This window comes from Nocardioides sp. P4_G4, assembly GCF_056401085.1.
In genome coordinates this window covers 17,767-31,262 of the sequence record NZ_JBFUKA010000056.1, presented here as the reverse complement: position 1 = coordinate 31,262, position 13,496 = coordinate 17,767, and the positions used below count along the sequence as shown (strand labels likewise).

General features: G+C 73.0%; 17 protein-coding genes. 3 read left to right on the top strand and 14 right to left on the bottom strand.

Going from position 1 to position 13,496, the window contains the following annotated elements; all coding sequences use genetic code 11:
* Positions 1-250 (bottom strand): mycothiol transferase (locus AC1DQF_RS14160; protein WP_477525861.1); only part of this gene is annotated, 250 nt, incomplete at its 3' end.
* The gene (locus AC1DQF_RS14155; protein WP_477525860.1) at positions 247-1,332 is read right to left on the bottom strand and encodes a DNA polymerase domain-containing protein; all 1,086 of its coding nucleotides are present in this window, start codon (positions 1,330-1,332) and stop codon (positions 247-249) included. The genes AC1DQF_RS14160 and AC1DQF_RS14155, both read right to left, overlap by 4 nt.
* Positions 1,333-1,375: 43 nt before the next feature.
* Between AC1DQF_RS14155 and AC1DQF_RS14150 the strand changes: the two genes are divergently transcribed.
* Entirely contained in the window at positions 1,376-2,467 is a 1,092-nt protein-coding gene (locus tag AC1DQF_RS14150) for an ArsB/NhaD family transporter (RefSeq protein ID WP_477525859.1), read from the top strand.
* 18 nt (positions 2,468-2,485) lie between these two features.
* Here AC1DQF_RS14150 and AC1DQF_RS14145 read toward each other — a convergent pair whose 3' ends face one another.
* The 4 genes from AC1DQF_RS14145 to AC1DQF_RS14130 form a co-directional block, all read right to left on the bottom strand.
* Positions 2,486-2,815 (bottom strand): YciI family protein, encoded by a 330-nt coding sequence (locus AC1DQF_RS14145; protein WP_477525858.1) that lies wholly within the window; start codon positions 2,813-2,815, stop codon positions 2,486-2,488.
* 93 nt (positions 2,816-2,908) lie between these two features.
* On the bottom strand, positions 2,909-3,217 hold the full coding sequence (locus AC1DQF_RS14140) for a hypothetical protein (protein ID WP_477525857.1): 309 nt from the start codon (positions 3,215-3,217) through the stop codon (positions 2,909-2,911).
* The gene (locus AC1DQF_RS14135) at positions 3,214-4,419 is read right to left on the bottom strand and encodes a fatty acid desaturase family protein (RefSeq protein ID WP_477525856.1); all 1,206 of its coding nucleotides are present in this window, start codon (positions 4,417-4,419) and stop codon (positions 3,214-3,216) included. The genes AC1DQF_RS14140 and AC1DQF_RS14135 overlap by 4 nt, the downstream gene beginning before the upstream one ends.
* An 11-nt stretch (positions 4,420-4,430) precedes the next feature.
* Positions 4,431-5,504, bottom strand: coding sequence for a ferredoxin reductase (locus tag AC1DQF_RS14130; RefSeq protein ID WP_477525855.1), 1,074 nt, complete (start codon positions 5,502-5,504; stop codon positions 4,431-4,433).
* Between the two features lie 133 nt (positions 5,505-5,637).
* Here AC1DQF_RS14130 and msrB point away from each other — a divergent pair, with 133 nt between their 5' ends.
* Positions 5,638-6,042 (top strand): peptide-methionine (R)-S-oxide reductase MsrB, encoded by a 405-nt coding sequence (gene msrB / locus AC1DQF_RS14125; RefSeq protein ID WP_477525854.1) that lies wholly within the window; start codon positions 5,638-5,640, stop codon positions 6,040-6,042.
* On the opposite strand, the gene AC1DQF_RS14120 is transcribed toward msrB, so the two are convergent.
* The 5 genes from AC1DQF_RS14120 to hemG form a co-directional block, all read right to left on the bottom strand.
* A complete protein-coding gene (locus tag AC1DQF_RS14120; protein WP_477525853.1) occupies positions 6,043-6,972 on the bottom strand; it encodes a hypothetical protein in 930 nt (309 codons plus the stop codon).
* Positions 6,973-7,051: 79 nt separating this feature from the next.
* Positions 7,052-7,483, bottom strand: a complete 432-nt coding sequence (locus tag AC1DQF_RS14115; protein ID WP_477525852.1) for a rhodanese-like domain-containing protein — start codon at positions 7,481-7,483, stop codon at positions 7,052-7,054.
* Positions 7,480-7,947, bottom strand: a complete 468-nt coding sequence (locus AC1DQF_RS14110; RefSeq protein WP_477525851.1) for a cupin domain-containing protein — start codon at positions 7,945-7,947, stop codon at positions 7,480-7,482. Before AC1DQF_RS14110 ends, AC1DQF_RS14115 begins: the two co-directional genes overlap by 4 nt.
* A gap of 63 nt (positions 7,948-8,010) precedes the next feature.
* Positions 8,011-8,712: a hydrogen peroxide-dependent heme synthase gene (gene hemQ / locus AC1DQF_RS14105; protein WP_477525850.1), complete on the bottom strand. Its 702-nt coding sequence runs from the start codon at positions 8,710-8,712 to the stop codon at positions 8,011-8,013.
* Positions 8,713-8,716: 4 nt separating this feature from the next.
* Positions 8,717-10,051, bottom strand: coding sequence for a protoporphyrinogen oxidase (gene hemG / locus AC1DQF_RS14100; RefSeq protein ID WP_477525849.1), 1,335 nt, complete (start codon positions 10,049-10,051; stop codon positions 8,717-8,719).
* A gap of 96 nt (positions 10,052-10,147) precedes the next feature.
* Here hemG and AC1DQF_RS14095 point away from each other — a divergent pair, with 96 nt between their 5' ends.
* Positions 10,148-11,140, top strand: a complete 993-nt coding sequence (locus tag AC1DQF_RS14095; RefSeq protein ID WP_477525848.1) for a DUF4349 domain-containing protein — start codon at positions 10,148-10,150, stop codon at positions 11,138-11,140.
* A gap of 68 nt (positions 11,141-11,208) precedes the next feature.
* Here AC1DQF_RS14095 and AC1DQF_RS14090 read toward each other — a convergent pair whose 3' ends face one another.
* Genes AC1DQF_RS14090 through AC1DQF_RS14080 form a run of 3 tightly spaced genes read right to left on the bottom strand, consistent with a single transcriptional unit; the run spans position 11,209 to position 13,462 of the window.
* Positions 11,209-11,811 (bottom strand): flavin reductase family protein, encoded by a 603-nt coding sequence (locus tag AC1DQF_RS14090; RefSeq protein ID WP_477525847.1) that lies wholly within the window; start codon positions 11,809-11,811, stop codon positions 11,209-11,211.
* Positions 11,808-12,323: an NADPH-dependent FMN reductase gene (locus tag AC1DQF_RS14085; protein ID WP_477525846.1), complete on the bottom strand. Its 516-nt coding sequence runs from the start codon at positions 12,321-12,323 to the stop codon at positions 11,808-11,810. Before AC1DQF_RS14085 ends, AC1DQF_RS14090 begins: the two co-directional genes overlap by 4 nt.
* Positions 12,320-13,462 carry an LLM class flavin-dependent oxidoreductase gene (locus AC1DQF_RS14080; protein WP_477525845.1) on the bottom strand — a complete coding sequence of 381 codons (1,143 nt, stop codon included), beginning with the start codon at positions 13,460-13,462 and terminating at the stop codon, positions 12,320-12,322. The genes AC1DQF_RS14085 and AC1DQF_RS14080 overlap by 4 nt, the downstream gene beginning before the upstream one ends.
* Positions 13,463-13,496: the final 34 nt, after the last annotated feature.

The following is a 13,496-nucleotide window of genomic DNA, read 5'->3' as shown; positions in this document are numbered from 1 at the left end:
GCGTGGTCCAGTCGCCCCACGGCTCGGCGACCGGCTCGGCGAGGAAGCCCCACACGAACCACCGCTGCTCCATGTGGAGCACGTGGTTGAGGAGCTCGAGCGGGGTCCAACCCGACGGCACCCGCGGCGCCCGCTGGTCGTCGTACGACAGGGCCAGCACGCCGCGCACCATCTCGGCGCGCACCCAGTCGAGGTAGTCGGCCCAGCGCTGCGCCCCGCCCGGGCCCGAGCGGGAGGGCTCGTCGCTCACGTGCCCTCCACCCGGTTGCCCTCGTCGTCCCAGTGCGAGGCCACCTTCTTGGACGGCTGCACCCGGGGCGGCTCGCCGGGCATCTTGGGGTGGTCGGGCGGGTAGTTGAGCTCGACCGGGTGCTCCTCCCACAGGTCCAGCAGCGGCTGGAGGGAGTGGTGCACGTCGTCGATCGTCGCCCACGGGTCGCCATCGGAGGCGAGGCGCTCCGGCACCGTGAACAGGTTGAGGCCCGCCGGCGACGAGAGGGACGCGAGCTCGTCCCAGGTCACCGGGGTCGAGACCGGCGCACCCGGCAGGGGCCGCAGCGAGTACGCCGAGGCGATGGTGCGATCACGCGTGTTCTGGTTGAAGTCCACGAAGATCCGCTCCCCGCGCTCCTCCTTCCACCACGCGGTGGTGACCCCGTCGTCGCGCTTCTCCAGCTCGCGGCCGAAGGCGATCGCCGCGTGCCGCACGTCGGCGAACTCCCACGACGGCTGGATCCGCACGTAGACGTGGATGCCCCGGTTGCCGGACGTCTTGGCGAAGCCGGTCATGCCGAGGTCGGCGAGCAGCTCACGGGCCACCCCGGCGACGCGCACGGCGTCGACGAACGTCGTCCCGGGCTGCGGGTCGAGGTCGATGCGCAGCTCGTCGGGGTGGTCCACGTCGGCGCGACGGACCGGCCACGGATGGAACGTCAGCGTCCCCATGTGGGCGCACCAGACGGGCACGGCGATCTCGGTCGGGCAGATCTCCTCGGCGGTGCGGCCGGAGGGGAAGGTGATCTCGACGGACTCGAGATAGTCGGGAGCACCCTTGGGGACACGCTTCTGGTAGAACGCGTCGGCGTCCTTGTCGAACGGTCCGGTGGCGAGCTTGAAGCCCTCGCGGACGCCGCTGGTCCACCGCTCCAGGGCGGTCGGCCGCTCACGCAGTGCGCGCATCAACCCGTCCTCGACGGAGGCGAAGTACTCCGCCACCATCACCTTGGTGACCTCGGGCGTGTCGTCCGTCGCCTCGTAGATCACCCGGTCCGGGGAGGACACCCGCACCTCACGCCCCCCGGCGACGACCATCGCTGCCTTCGCTGCTGCCATGCCGCCACGGTAGTGGTTGAGCGGCCTGCGTAGCCTGCTCCGGGTGACAGCCGACCTGGTGGCGCGGATCGGCCCGATCCTCCTCTTCCTCGTGTTCGCCACGGTCCTCGCCGAGCTGTGCGCCGGCCTGGGTCTCTTCGACCTCGTCGCCGACGGCGTGGTGCACGCCGCCGACGGGTCGGTGCGCCGCGTCTGGGTCGGCCTGGTGGCGGTCGCCGTGGCCAGCACCGCGGTCCTCTCCCTCGACACCACCGCCGTCCTGCTGACCCCGGTGGTGCTCGCGGTCGCCGTGCGCCTCCGGATCAACCCCGTGCTCTTCGCGATGACCACGGTGCTGCTCGCCAACACCGCCTCGCTCTTCCTGCCGGTCTCCAACCTCACCAACCTGCTCGCGCTGAGCCACCTCGACCTCAGCGCCGCGGAGTACGTCGGGCTGATGGCGCTGCCGGGCCTGGTCGCCGTGCTCGTGACCGTCGCCGTGCTGGCGGTGCTCCACCGGCGCACCCTGGCCCTGCCCCGACGCGAGTACGACGAGCCGGCACGGCTGGCCGGCCCGCGGGCGCCCGTGGTGGTCGCCGCCCTCGCCTGCCTGGCCCTGGGTCCGGCGCTCACGCTGACCGGCCGGGTGACTGTGGTGTCCGGGATCGCGTGCGGCGCGGTGGTGCTCGCCTGCCTCGTCTGGCGTCGTGACCTGCTCCACCTCAAGCTCGTGCCGTGGCTGCTCGTCGTCGCCGTCGGCCTGCTCTTCTTCCTGGTGCAGCTGGCCCACGAGCACGGCCTGACCGGGCTCGCCGGCCGGCTRACCGGCACCGGGGAGGGCCCGCTGGACCTGATGCGCCTGGCCGGGGTCGCGGCCGGCAGCGCCAACGTGCTGGACAACCTGCCGGCCTACCTCGCCCTGGAGCCCGTCACCGCCGACAGCCCCGAGCGGCTCGGCGCCCTGCTCATCGGCGTCGGCGTCGGCCCCCTGGTCACGCCGTGGGCCAGCCTCGCCACCGTGCTCTGGGCCCAGCGGTGCCACGCGGCCGGGCTCTCGATCCACTGGGGCCGCTTCGCCCTCACCGGCGGCCTGGTCGCRGTGCTCGCGGTCACGCTCGCGACCCTCACGCTCAGCGCGGTGACCGGGTCGTCGTGAGCCAAGCCCGTACGAGGCTCAGTCGTGCAGGAACGGGCGGACCTCGACCTTGCGGTGGCAGGCCGCCGACCCCTCGGCAGCGAGCGCGAGTGCCACGTCGAGGTCCGGGGCCTCGATGACCCAGAAGCCGGCGAGGTACTCCTTCGACTCCACGAAGGGCCCGTCGGTGCACACCGCGTCGCCGCGTCGGTTGTCGATGACGGTGGCCGTGCCGGGCGCGGCGAGGCCACCCGCGAAGACCCAGTGGCCCTGCGCGCGGAGCCGCTCGTTGAAGAGGCCGGTGGCCGCCATCTCCTCGGCCGTGCCGGACTCGCTCGCGTCGTCGATCACGGAAATCAGGTACTGCATCGCGGATCATCTCCTCCGGGTGCGGGGCGACCGGGTGGGTCGCCGCTCACCCTCTCAACGAGCGCGGCACCCCCGGTGCGACACCCGCGTGGCTCAGAGCCGGGAGTTCGGCTCGAAGCGCGGCGCCGGGTCCGGGTCGTCGCGGTCCGGTCGCAGGAACTCGAACCCAGCGGTGGTCACGACCACCTGGTCCGCGGTCCGCACCTCCTCCGCGCACGCGAGGTGCATCGGTGGGTGGTGGAACTGGTTGCGGTCGCTCTCGACCGGCGTACCGACGAAGGCGATCGGCCGCCCCAGTCCACCCTCGCAGAGACCGCAGATCCGGGACAGGGCGCACTGGGTCGCCCAGGCACGGGTCGGCTCGCGCAGCCGGGTGGAGCCGTCGCGGAGGTCCTCCTTCACGACGAGGCCCCCGACGAGCTCCGCGAGTACCAGTCGCCGGTCTGCGCGCTGCGCGTCGGCCGCTGGGCGTCCGAGCGCCGGCCTCGCTCGACCTGCTCCGGCTGGTCGGTGGCGGTGAAGCGGTTGGGCAGCGACAGCTTCATGATCGTCCGCAGCGCCTGGCCGTACTGCCGGTGCAGCGGCCCGGTCGTGTAGGGGATGTCGTACTTCGCGGCGAGCTCGCGCACCCGCACCGACATCTGCGCGTAGCGGCTCGACGGCAGGTCCGGGAAGAGGTGGTGCTCGATCTGGTAGCCGAGCTGGCCGCTCATGACGTGCAGGAGACGGCCGCCCTCGAAGTTGGCCGAGCCGAGCATCTGGCGCAGGTACCACTCCGCGCGCGTCTCGTCCTCGAGTTCCTCCTCGGTGAAGTGCAGCGCCCCGTCGGGGAAGTGCCCGCAGAAGATGATCATGTAGGACCACACGTTGCGCGCGAGGTTGGCGGTGACGTTGGCGGTGATCGTCGGCACCACGTTGGCCGGACCGGTGGCCGCCGTCAGCAGGGGGAAGAACACGTAGTCCTTGCCGATCTGCCGGCTGATCTTGCGCTTGATCTGGGCCAGCTGCTTGGCGAGCACCTTCGGGTCCTTCTCGCGCTTGCGGATCGCCTCGAGGTCGAGGTCGTGCAGCGCGACGCCCCACTGGAACAGCGTGGCGAGCAACGCGTTGTAGACCGGCTGGCCCAGGTTGGCCGGGTGCCAGCGCTGCTCGCGCGCCATCCGCAGGATGCCGTAGCCGATGTCGTTGTCGTGCCCGAGCACGTTGGTGAACTGGTGGTGGATGTAGTTGTGGCTGTGCTTCCACTGCTCGGCCGGCTGGGCGGTGTCCCACTCCCATGTGGAGGAGTGGATCTCCGGGTCGTTCATCCAGTCCCACTGGCCGTGCATGACGTTGTGGCCGATCTCCATGTTCTCCAGGATCTTGGCCACGCCGAGCATGGCGGCACCGGCGACCCAGGCCGGCTTCCAGCGCGAGGCGAACAGGGTGATCCGGCCCGCCACCGCGAGGCGGCGCTGGATGGTGATGATGCGGTTGATGTACGCCGCGTCGTCCGCGCCGCGCGACTCCTCGACCTCCGCGCGCAATGCATCGAGCTCACGCCCGAGCTGGTCGACCTCCTCGGCGGTGAGGTGGGTGTACTCCTTGACGTCACTGATGGCCATGTCGGTCCTTCCTAGATCGCGAGGGTGCAGTCGCCGACCGGGACGGTCACGCAGGTCTGCACGGAGTCGTGGGTGTCGTCGTACTCGTCCCCGGTGCGCAGGTCGCGCACGGTGCCGCTGACGAGCGTCAAGGTGCAGGTGTGGCAGATGCCGACGCGGCAGCCGTAGGGCATGCCCACGCCCGCCTTCTCGCCGGCCTCGAGGACGGTGGTCGCGCCGTCGACCTCGATGGACCGGCCGGAGTTCTGGAAGCGGAGCGTGCCGCCCTCACCGCCGTCCCCGTCGAGCTTGAGCGAGAAGCGCTCGAGGTGCAGGGAGTCGTCGAGCCCGGCACGCTCCCAGTGCTCCTCGACGGCGTCGAGCATCGGCGCCGGGCCGCAGGCCCAGGTCTCGCGCTCGCGCCAGTCCGGGACGAGCGTGTCGAGGTCCGCCAGGTCGAGGACGCCGTCGTCGTCGGTGTGTCGCCGGTGCAGGGTGAGCCCGTCGTGCCGATCGGCGAGGTCGCGGACCTCGTCGCGGAAGATCATCCGCGCCTCGGTGGTCGAGGAGTAGTGCACGACGACGTCGGGCATCGTCCCGCGACGGTCGAGGGTGCGCAGCATCGACATCACCGGCGTGATCCCGGAACCGCCGACGAGCATGAGCATCCGGGCCGGGGGCGGGTCGGGCAGCACGAACTCCCCGGCGGGCAGGGCGAGCCGGACGATGGTGCCGGGCTCGAGGCCGTCGACGAGGTGCTGGGACAAGAACCCCTCGGGCATCGCCCGCACGGTGATGGCGATGGTCCGGCCGTCGCGCCGCGGCGGCGAGCTGACGGAGTAGGAGCGCCAGTGGAACTTCCCGTCGACCTGGATGCCGATGCCGACGTACTGACCGGGCTTGTGGTCGTAGCGCCAGCCCCACCCGGGTCGGATGACGACGGTGGCGGCGTCCTCGGTCTCCGGGAGGACCTCCTCGATGCGACCGCGCAGCTCGCGAGCCGTCCACAGCGGGTTGACCAGCGAGAGGTAGTCGTCGGGGTGCAGGGGGGTCGTCAGCCGGGCTCCCGCGGTGCGGGCCCAGGCCAGTCGGTCGATCACGGTCATGCGTGCGTCCTCCCTGCGTACGGGCGTCCTCTTCGCGAGTCCTGGAGGATTGAGTGAACACTCGTACACTCGATTCGTCAAGACCCCCTCCGACGTCGGGTCACGCCACCAACCGGGCAGTAGCGTGGGCGCCATGGCCTACGACGTGGAGAAGACCGACGCGGAGTGGCGCGCCCAGCTGTCCCCCGAGGAGTACGCCGTGCTCCGACAGGCCGGGACCGAGCGCGCCTTCACCGGCGACTACACCGACACCGAGACGGAGGGCACCTACTCCTGCAAGGCGTGCGGTGCCGAGCTGTTCACCAGCACGACGAAGTTCCACTCCGGCTGCGGCTGGCCGAGCTTCTACCAGCCGATCACGGACACGATCGAGTACATCGAGGACGTCTCGCACGGGATGAAGCGCGTCGAGGTGCGGTGCGCGACGTGCGGCTCCCACCTCGGCCACGTGTTCCCCGACGGCTACGGCACGCCCACCGGTGACCGCTACTGCATCAACTCGGTCAGCATCGACCTGAAGCCCCGGTCGACCGACTGATCAGCCCTCGACGGGCTGGAGGGCCGAGGTGACCTCGACGCGGCCCTCGCCGTACTCCTCGTCGACCCAGGTCTGCAACGACCCGTCGTCGTAGAGCACCTCGGCCCGTACGACGTCGTCGGCGGCGGACGTCGAGAGCACGCCCGGCAGCTTCTGCAGGTCGAGCGAGATCGCATTGAGCTCGGCCTCCGTGTAGCGCGCCTCGCTCACGCACAGGGCGCCACCCCAGGTCCTGCGCAGCGTCGCCTCGGCGCCCGCGACGTCCTCGGTGACGGCGACGTCGATGATGACCTTGGTCGGGTCGTTGGTGGCGCCGGGGTCCTGCGAGGTGTCCATCCAGGCGCCGGCGAAGCCGGGCAGCCGGGACGCCTCGGTGAACGTCGCGTCCATCGCCTCGGGGGTGGCCTTGCCGGCGTCCTCGACGCCCCAGCCTCCGGCGGGCGGCTCGCACGGCGTGCCCGGCAGTGGCTCGGGCTCCTGTGCCAGCGCGTCGTACAGCGCGGCCGGGACCGCGTCGGTGACCGCGAACGTGGTGCCGTCGAAGGTGCCGGTGAGCGCGAAGCTCCCCCACCTCACCCCCGACTGCTCCTCGTGCTCGGGGTGGTCGGCCCAGGCCCAGTCGGCCATCGGCACGCCCTCGCACTGGGGCGGGAACGACTCGGCGACCGTGTAGCAGAGCTCGGGCCCGTCGCCGTCGTCCAGCACGGTCACGAGCCCGCCGGTGCTGACCTCCCCGTCGGCCGGCCTCACGCTCGCCGGTCGCTCCCCCTCGACGGTGTCGGAGGCCGTGGCCCCCGAGGGCTGGGCGTCCGAGCGCCCGGCGGGGTCGACCGCCCGCATCTCCCGCTCCGTCGAGCAGGCGCTGAGCGCGAGGAGGGCGACGGTGGCGGTCGCGACGGCGGCGAGCCCGGTACGGGGCGTGGTGTTCATGGCGGTACGACGAGGCGCAGGCACGACGGGTTCCTCCCGGTGGCGACGGGGCGCCCCTCCATCGTGCCAGCCGCCGGCCTCAGTCGCAGCAGCCCGAGCCGGCGACCGGCAGCCCGGCCACGCGCCAGGCCGCGAAACCGCCGACCACGTCGGTGGCGCGGTCGACCCCCAGGCTCCGCAGGGCGTCGGCGGCCAGCGACGAGGTGTAGCCCTCCTGGCACAGCACGACGACCCGCAGGTCGTACGCCGCGACGTCCAAGCGGGCCTCCGAGCGCGGGTCGAAGCGCCACTCCAGCACGTTGCGCTCGACCACCAGCGGTCGGAGCACCCCGTGCACCTCTCCCTCGGCCGCTCGCTGGGCGGCGGGGCGGATGTCGACCAGCACGGCCCCGTCACGCACCTCGTCGAAGGCCCGCTGCGCGTCGATCCGCTCCAGGCGCGACCGGGCGTCGGCGAGCATCGCGTCGACCCCGTCGTGCCGGGCGGTCGGGACGGGGACCACGCCGGTCACCACAGGTCACCCCGGCGCTCCACACCCGCGACCACCAGTCGACCGCGGACCAGCTCGTAGCGAGTCATGGCCGCCAGCGACGGGGCGTAGGCGTGCAGGGAGACGGCCGGCTCGAGACCGTCGTTGACCACGTCGTGGATGTGGCTGCCGCCGAAGTGCCGACCCTGACCGGCCTCGAGGGTGCGGACGTGCTGGGAGCCGTTCCACGAGTGCTCGGTGAGGCGGCCGCGCAGGGTCAGAAAGGCTCCGCTGGCCGAACCGTGGTCGTGCCAGCCGGTGCCGGTGCCGGCCGGCCAGGTGATGAGCCACAGCTCCGCGTCGACCTCGGGCCCGTCGGGCTCCAGGCGGCGCCACGTCCGCTCGGTGCCGGTGAGGTCGACGCCGTCGAGCAGGCCGGCCCGCCCGGCGTGGTCCGTCAGCAGGTCGGCGACGCGGGGTCGCGTCGGCGTGGGGAAGGGGGACATCGCAAGCTCCTTGGTCGGCTTAGTTGAGTAAGTTACTCGACTTTAGCCGACGGGGCCACGCGATCAGGGCAGGCGCGCCAGCATCTCGGCCGGCGAGAGGCGCGACCCGGTGTAGAACGGGACCTCCTCGCGGACGTGGCGACGCGCGTCCGAGGCCCGCAGGTGGCGCATCAGGTCGACGATCCGGTGCAGCTCGTCGGCCTCGAAGGCCAGCATCCACTCGTAGTCGCCCAGGGCGAACGACGCGACGGTGTTGGCCCGCACGTCCACGTAGTCGCGCGCCATCTGGCCGTGCTCGGCCAACATCCGGCGCCGCTCGGAGTCCTCGAGGAGGTACCACTCGTAGGAGCGGACGAACGGGTAGACGCAGATGTGGCGACGCGCCTCCTCGCCGTCCAGGAACGCCGGGATGTGCGACTTGTTGAACTCGGCGGGGCGGTGCAGGGCCATCTGCGACCAGACCGGCTCGAGGCGGCGTCCGAACGCCGTACGCCGGAACGCGTTGTAGGCGACCTGCAGCTGCTCGGAGTCGGCGGCGTGCGCCCACACCATGACGTCGGCGTCGCCGCGCAGGCCCGAGACGTCGTAGAGGCCGCGCACGACCACGTCGTCCTCGGCCAGCACCTCGAGGAACGCCTCGAGGTCGGCCGCCTCGGCGTCGCGGTCGGCGTCCCCGATCACGTCACGGAGCTTGAAGACCGACCACATGGTGTATCGGATGGTGTCGTTGAGCTCGCGGGTCCGGGCTGCGTTGCTGTTGGCCATGTCCTCATTCTGCCCGGGCCAGCACAACCGCCGCGCGGTGGGCGGAGCCGATCACGGCCGGGATCCCGACCCCGTCGTACGCCGCCCCGCAGACCACGATCCCGAGCGGCAGCGCGGCACGGACCCGGGCCACCAGGTCGAGGTGCCCGACGGCGTACTGCGGCAGTCCCCCGCCCCAGCGTTGGACGTGCGTGCCGACCGGGGTGGCCGTGATGGCGGCCAGCGCCTCGAGGTCGGCGAGCGACGTCGCGACGAGGGCCTCGTCGGGCTGCCGCAGCGTGGACTCCTCGCCGTGCCGGCCCAGCGAGGTGCGCAGCAGGGCGAGCCCGTCGCCCGCCTCGCGCACCCAGTCCCACTTGGCGAAGGAGAACGTGCTGGCCTTGATGCCCCGCCCCTCGACCGGCGGCACGAGGAAGCCCGAGCGGTCCGCCATTGAGGCGACGGCGGCGGCCTCGAAGGCGAGGGTCACCACGGCGACGCTGGCGGTCTCGACACGGGCCAGGTCGCGGGCCGCGTCCGGGGCGACGGCGTCGAGCAGCCGGGCGGTCGGCGCGGCCGGGGTCGCCAGGACGACCGCGCGCGCAGTGACGGTCTCCGGGGCGGCGGCGGACCCGACGGTGAGCTGCCAGCCGCCCGGCACACGCTCCAGGGCCCGGACGGTGGCCGACGTGCGCACCTCCAGGCCCTCCGCGAGCCGCTCGGCCAGCCGGCCCATGCCGCCCGCGACACCGGCGAAGACCGGGGCGTCGGACGGCACGATGGCGGCCGCCTGGTCGAGCAGGGAGCCGCGCCGGGCCATCGCGAGGAGCTGGGGCACGGCCGCGGCGGTCGAGATCCGCCGGGCGCTCCCGGCGTACACCCCGCCCAGGAGCGGCTCGACGAGCCGCTCGACGACCTCGTCCCCCAGCCGGTCGGCGACCAGGTCGCCGACCGAGACGTCGGCCGCTGGGGCGTCGCCGATGCGCTCGACGCTCGCCCGGGCCAGCCCCTCGGGCGACAGGACCCCGCTCGAGGCGAGGTCGTCGAGGTCGAAGGGCACCCCCATCAGGCTCCGCGGCAGGCGCCGCAGGGCACCGCGCGAGAAGACCGCGGAGGTGGCCGGCGTGGGGTGCACGACCTCGACGCCGAGCTCCGCGGCGAGCGCCACGCCCTCGGGGCGCCGGGCGAGCATCGCCTCGGCCCCGACGTCGACGGTGACCCCGGCCACGGAGGTGCGGCGGAGCTTGCCGCCCACCTCGGGCGAACCCTCGAGGACCAGCACGTCGCGACCGGCGGCGACCAGGTCACGGGCGGCGGTGAGGCCACCGATCCCGGCACCCACCACGACGACGTCCCACACGTGGCCAGCCTGCCATGCGGCCGGTCCCGGACAACGATCCGGTCACGGCGCACGACGGGCGGGAACCGCGACCGCCCGACGAGGCGTCCGACGCCCATGACCACTCACGCGCACCCCGCCCGGCGCACCCGCCGGCTGCTCGGCCTCGTGGCCGCGATCTCCATGACGGCCGCACTGGCCGCCTGCTCGTCCGACGGCGGTGCGTCGGACTCCTCGTCCGCCTCCGACGCGGGGGCGTCCGCCTCGGAGGTCTCCCCCGCCGAGCAGGGCGCCGGGTCGCGCGGCTCCACCGCCCGGGACGGGAGCGCCGACGCCGCGGGCGACACGTCGAGCACCCGCGGGGCCACGTCCGACCCGGGCGTCAACCGGCCGCCGGCGGTGTCGCAGCGACAGGTCATCTCCACCGGCACCGTGTCCCTGACGAGCGACGACGTGCGGGAGGCGCGGCGCGACGTACAGCGGGTCGTCGAYGCCAGCGGCGGCGAGGTCACCGAGGAGCAGACCGACACCGACGAGGACGGGAAGCCCGTCTACGCCCGGCTGGTGCTGCGGGTGCCGGTCAGCGGCTTCGGGGACGCGATGACCGCCCTGGAAGGGGTGGCCGACCTGCGCGGCTCGGACCGGTCGACGGAGGACGTGACCACCCAGGTCATCGACACCGACGTGCGGGTGCGCGCCCAGGAGGCCAGCCTGCGTCGGGTCGAGCAGCTGCTCGCCCGGGCCCAGGGGCTCAAGGACATCATCTGGATCGAGTCGCAGCTCACCAGCCGCCAGGCGGAGCTCGACTCGCTCGAGGGCCAGCAGGCCTGGCTGGCCGACCAGACCCGCGACTCCACGATCGTGGTCGACATCAGCCGCACGCCGGACGAGGAGGCGCAGCCCGACAAGAAGGCCGACGCGGGCTTCCTGGCCGGCCTCAGCGGCGGCATGAAGGCCCTCGGCTCGGTCGCGGTCGGGCTGGCCACCGTCGTGGGGGCGCTGCTGCCCTTCGGTGTCGTGCTGGTGGCGCTCGGCGTGCCGGCGTGGCTCCTCGTACGTCGCGCCGCTCGTCGGCGCCGTCACTCCGCCACGCCGCCGGCCGCGGCGTGAGTCGAAGTCATGGGACGTGGTCACCCCCGTGACCACGTCCCATGACGGTCCGTGGGGCCGCCCCGGACTCAGGCGGCGTCGACGTCCTTGCCGGGGGCCTCTCGGCCGTCCGCGGCCGCCTTCCGCTCCACGTCCGCACCGTTGATGCGGCCGTCGAGCTTGGCAGGGTCGAGGTCGTCCCGGTGCAGCTTGGCGAAGCCGGACTTGTGGAACACCAGCGGGTGCTCGCCGTCGCCGGCGCCGACCGCGTGCAGCGCCAGCAGCACGATGACGTGGTCGCCGGCCTCGATCTCCTCGTGGATGGTGCAGTCGTAGGTCGCCACGGCCTCGTCGAGCAGCACCGCGCCGTCCTCGGTGACCGCGAACGGCAGCCCGTCGAAGCGCTGCTCGCGGGGGCCGGCGAGCTGGCGGCAGATCTCGTCGTGGTGGTCGGCCAGCACGCTGACGCCGAGGTGGCCCGCCTCACGCAGCACCGGCCACGTCGAGCTGGTCGTGGCGATCGAGAAGGACACCAGCGGCGGGTCGATGCTCACCGAGGTGAACGACGACGCGGCGATGCCGGTCAGCTGGCCCTTCACGGACGCGGCCACCGCGACGACCCCGGACGGGAAGGCCCCGAAGGCGTCCCGCAGGGTGCGCTGGTCGAGCGGGGCGAGGCCCTGGGTCGTCATGCGGACACCACCTGGAGGTCGGTTGCGGTCGATCGGCGCAGGAGCGGGCCCGCGGTCGCGAACCACGCGTCGTACGGCGCGGGGTCTGCGTGCTGGGCGTCGAGGACGAACAACCCGCGGGTGGGCACCGACGCGCCCAGCTCGACCAGCAGCGGGCGCAGCCCGTGCTCGGCGGCCAGCGCGTGCACCGGGGCGGCGCCCAGCATCAGCGGGACCGCGGTCACCCCGGCCAGGCCGTCGTGGGGGAACCGGTCGAGGAAGCTCTTGAGCAGCCCCGTGTAGGTCGCCTTGTACGTCGGGCTGGCCACGACGAGCAGGTCGCTCGCCGCCACCTGCTCGACGAGCCCGGCGACGCGGGTCGAGGACGGGTCGAAGAGCTCGCCCGCCACGTCGGCCAGGTCGACGACCAGGTCGGCGCCGCCCAGCCGGTCGGCCAGGGTGAGGGCGGCCTCGTGGGTGCGTGAGAGCGGCTTGGGGTTGCCGACGACGACGGCCACGCGGGGGGCGCTCACGAGGCGGCCCGCTGGCCGCCGAAGGGCACCGAGGAGGTGGCGGCGACGGGCGCCGGGTTCGTCCACACGCCACGCTGCTCCAGCAGCGGGAGCACGCCCTCGCCGAAGTGGTAGGCGCCCTCGAGGTGCGGGTAGGCCGAGAGCACGAACTCCTCGATGCCCAGGGCGGCGTACTCCTCGACGCGGTCCGCGACCTCCTCGTGGCTGCCGACCAGTGCGGTGCCGGCGCCGCCGCGCACCAGACCGACGCCCGCCCAGAGGTTGGGGTAGATCTCGAGGCCGTCCTTGGAGCCGTCGTTGAGGGCGAGCATGTTCTGCTGCCCGACCGACTCCGACCTCTTCAGGCCCTCCTGGACCTTGCGGATGGCGTCCTCGTCGATGCCCTCGAGGAGGCGGTCGGCCTCGGCCCACGCCTCCTCGGAGGTGTCGCGGGTGATCGTGTGCATGCGGATGCCGAAGCGCAGCTCGCGGCCCTGCTTCTCGGCGAGCTCGCGGATCCAGGCGATCTTCTTCGCGACGGCCGCGGGCGGCTCGCCCCAGGTGAGGTAGACGTCGGCGTGCCTGGCCGCCACGTCGCCGGCCGCCGGGGAGGACCCGCCGAAGTAGATCTCGGGAACCGGGTCGGGAAGCTGCTGGAGCTGGGCCTCCTCGACGCGCAGGTGCCGACCCGAGAAGGTGACCTGCTCGCCGGTCCACAGGCGCCGCACGATCTCGAGGAACTCGTCGCACCGCTCGTAGCGCTCGTCCTTGTCCAGGAAGTCGCCGTAGGCCCGCTGCTCGTGGGACTCGCCGCCGGTGACGACGTTGAGGAGCAGGCGACCGCCCGACATGTTCTGGAAGGTGGCGGCCATCTGGGCGGCGAGCGTCGGCGAGGTCATGCCGGGGCGGAAGGCGACGAGGAACTTGAGCCGCTCGGAGAGCGGGGCCAGCATCGCGGTCGACAGCCAGGCGTCCTCGCACCAGGCGCCGGTCGGGGTCAGCGCGGCCTCGAAGCCGAGCTGCTCCGCGCTCCGCGCGATCTGGCCCAGGTAGGGCACGCTGGCCGGGCGGCCGGCGGTGCCGTGGGCGACACCGTGGCCGCCGCTGACGACGTGGCGGCCGTCGCCGCCGTTGGTGGGCAGGAACCAGTGGAACTTCATCGGGGGGTCCTCTCGAGGAGATCGTGGTCGAGGT

What these genes read in the sequence shown, in the direction of transcription:
- AC1DQF_RS14155 (WP_477525860.1), bottom strand. Translation starts at nt 1,332, where the DNA reads ATGGCAGCAGCGAAGGCAGCGATGGTCGTCGCCGGGGGGCGTGAGGTG.
- AC1DQF_RS14145 (WP_477525858.1), bottom strand. Translation starts at nt 2,815, where the DNA reads ATGCAGTACCTGATTTCCGTGATCGACGACGCGAGCGAGTCCGGCACG.
- AC1DQF_RS14135 (WP_477525856.1), bottom strand. Translation starts at nt 4,419, where the DNA reads ATGGCCATCAGTGACGTCAAGGAGTACACCCACCTCACCGCCGAGGAG.
- AC1DQF_RS14130 (WP_477525855.1), bottom strand. Translation starts at nt 5,504, where the DNA reads ATGACCGTGATCGACCGACTGGCCTGGGCCCGCACCGCGGGAGCCCGG.
- msrB (WP_477525854.1), top strand. Translation starts at nt 5,638, where the DNA reads ATGGCCTACGACGTGGAGAAGACCGACGCGGAGTGGCGCGCCCAGCTG.
- AC1DQF_RS14120 (WP_477525853.1), bottom strand. Translation starts at nt 6,972, where the DNA reads ATGAACACCACGCCCCGTACCGGGCTCGCCGCCGTCGCGACCGCCACC.
- AC1DQF_RS14110 (WP_477525851.1), bottom strand. Translation starts at nt 7,947, where the DNA reads ATGTCCCCCTTCCCCACGCCGACGCGACCCCGCGTCGCCGACCTGCTG.
- hemQ (WP_477525850.1), bottom strand. Translation starts at nt 8,712, where the DNA reads ATGGCCAACAGCAACGCAGCCCGGACCCGCGAGCTCAACGACACCATC.
- AC1DQF_RS14090 (WP_477525847.1), bottom strand. Translation starts at nt 11,811, where the DNA reads ATGACGACCCAGGGCCTCGCCCCGCTCGACCAGCGCACCCTGCGGGAC.
- AC1DQF_RS14080 (WP_477525845.1), bottom strand. Translation starts at nt 13,462, where the DNA reads ATGAAGTTCCACTGGTTCCTGCCCACCAACGGCGGCGACGGCCGCCAC.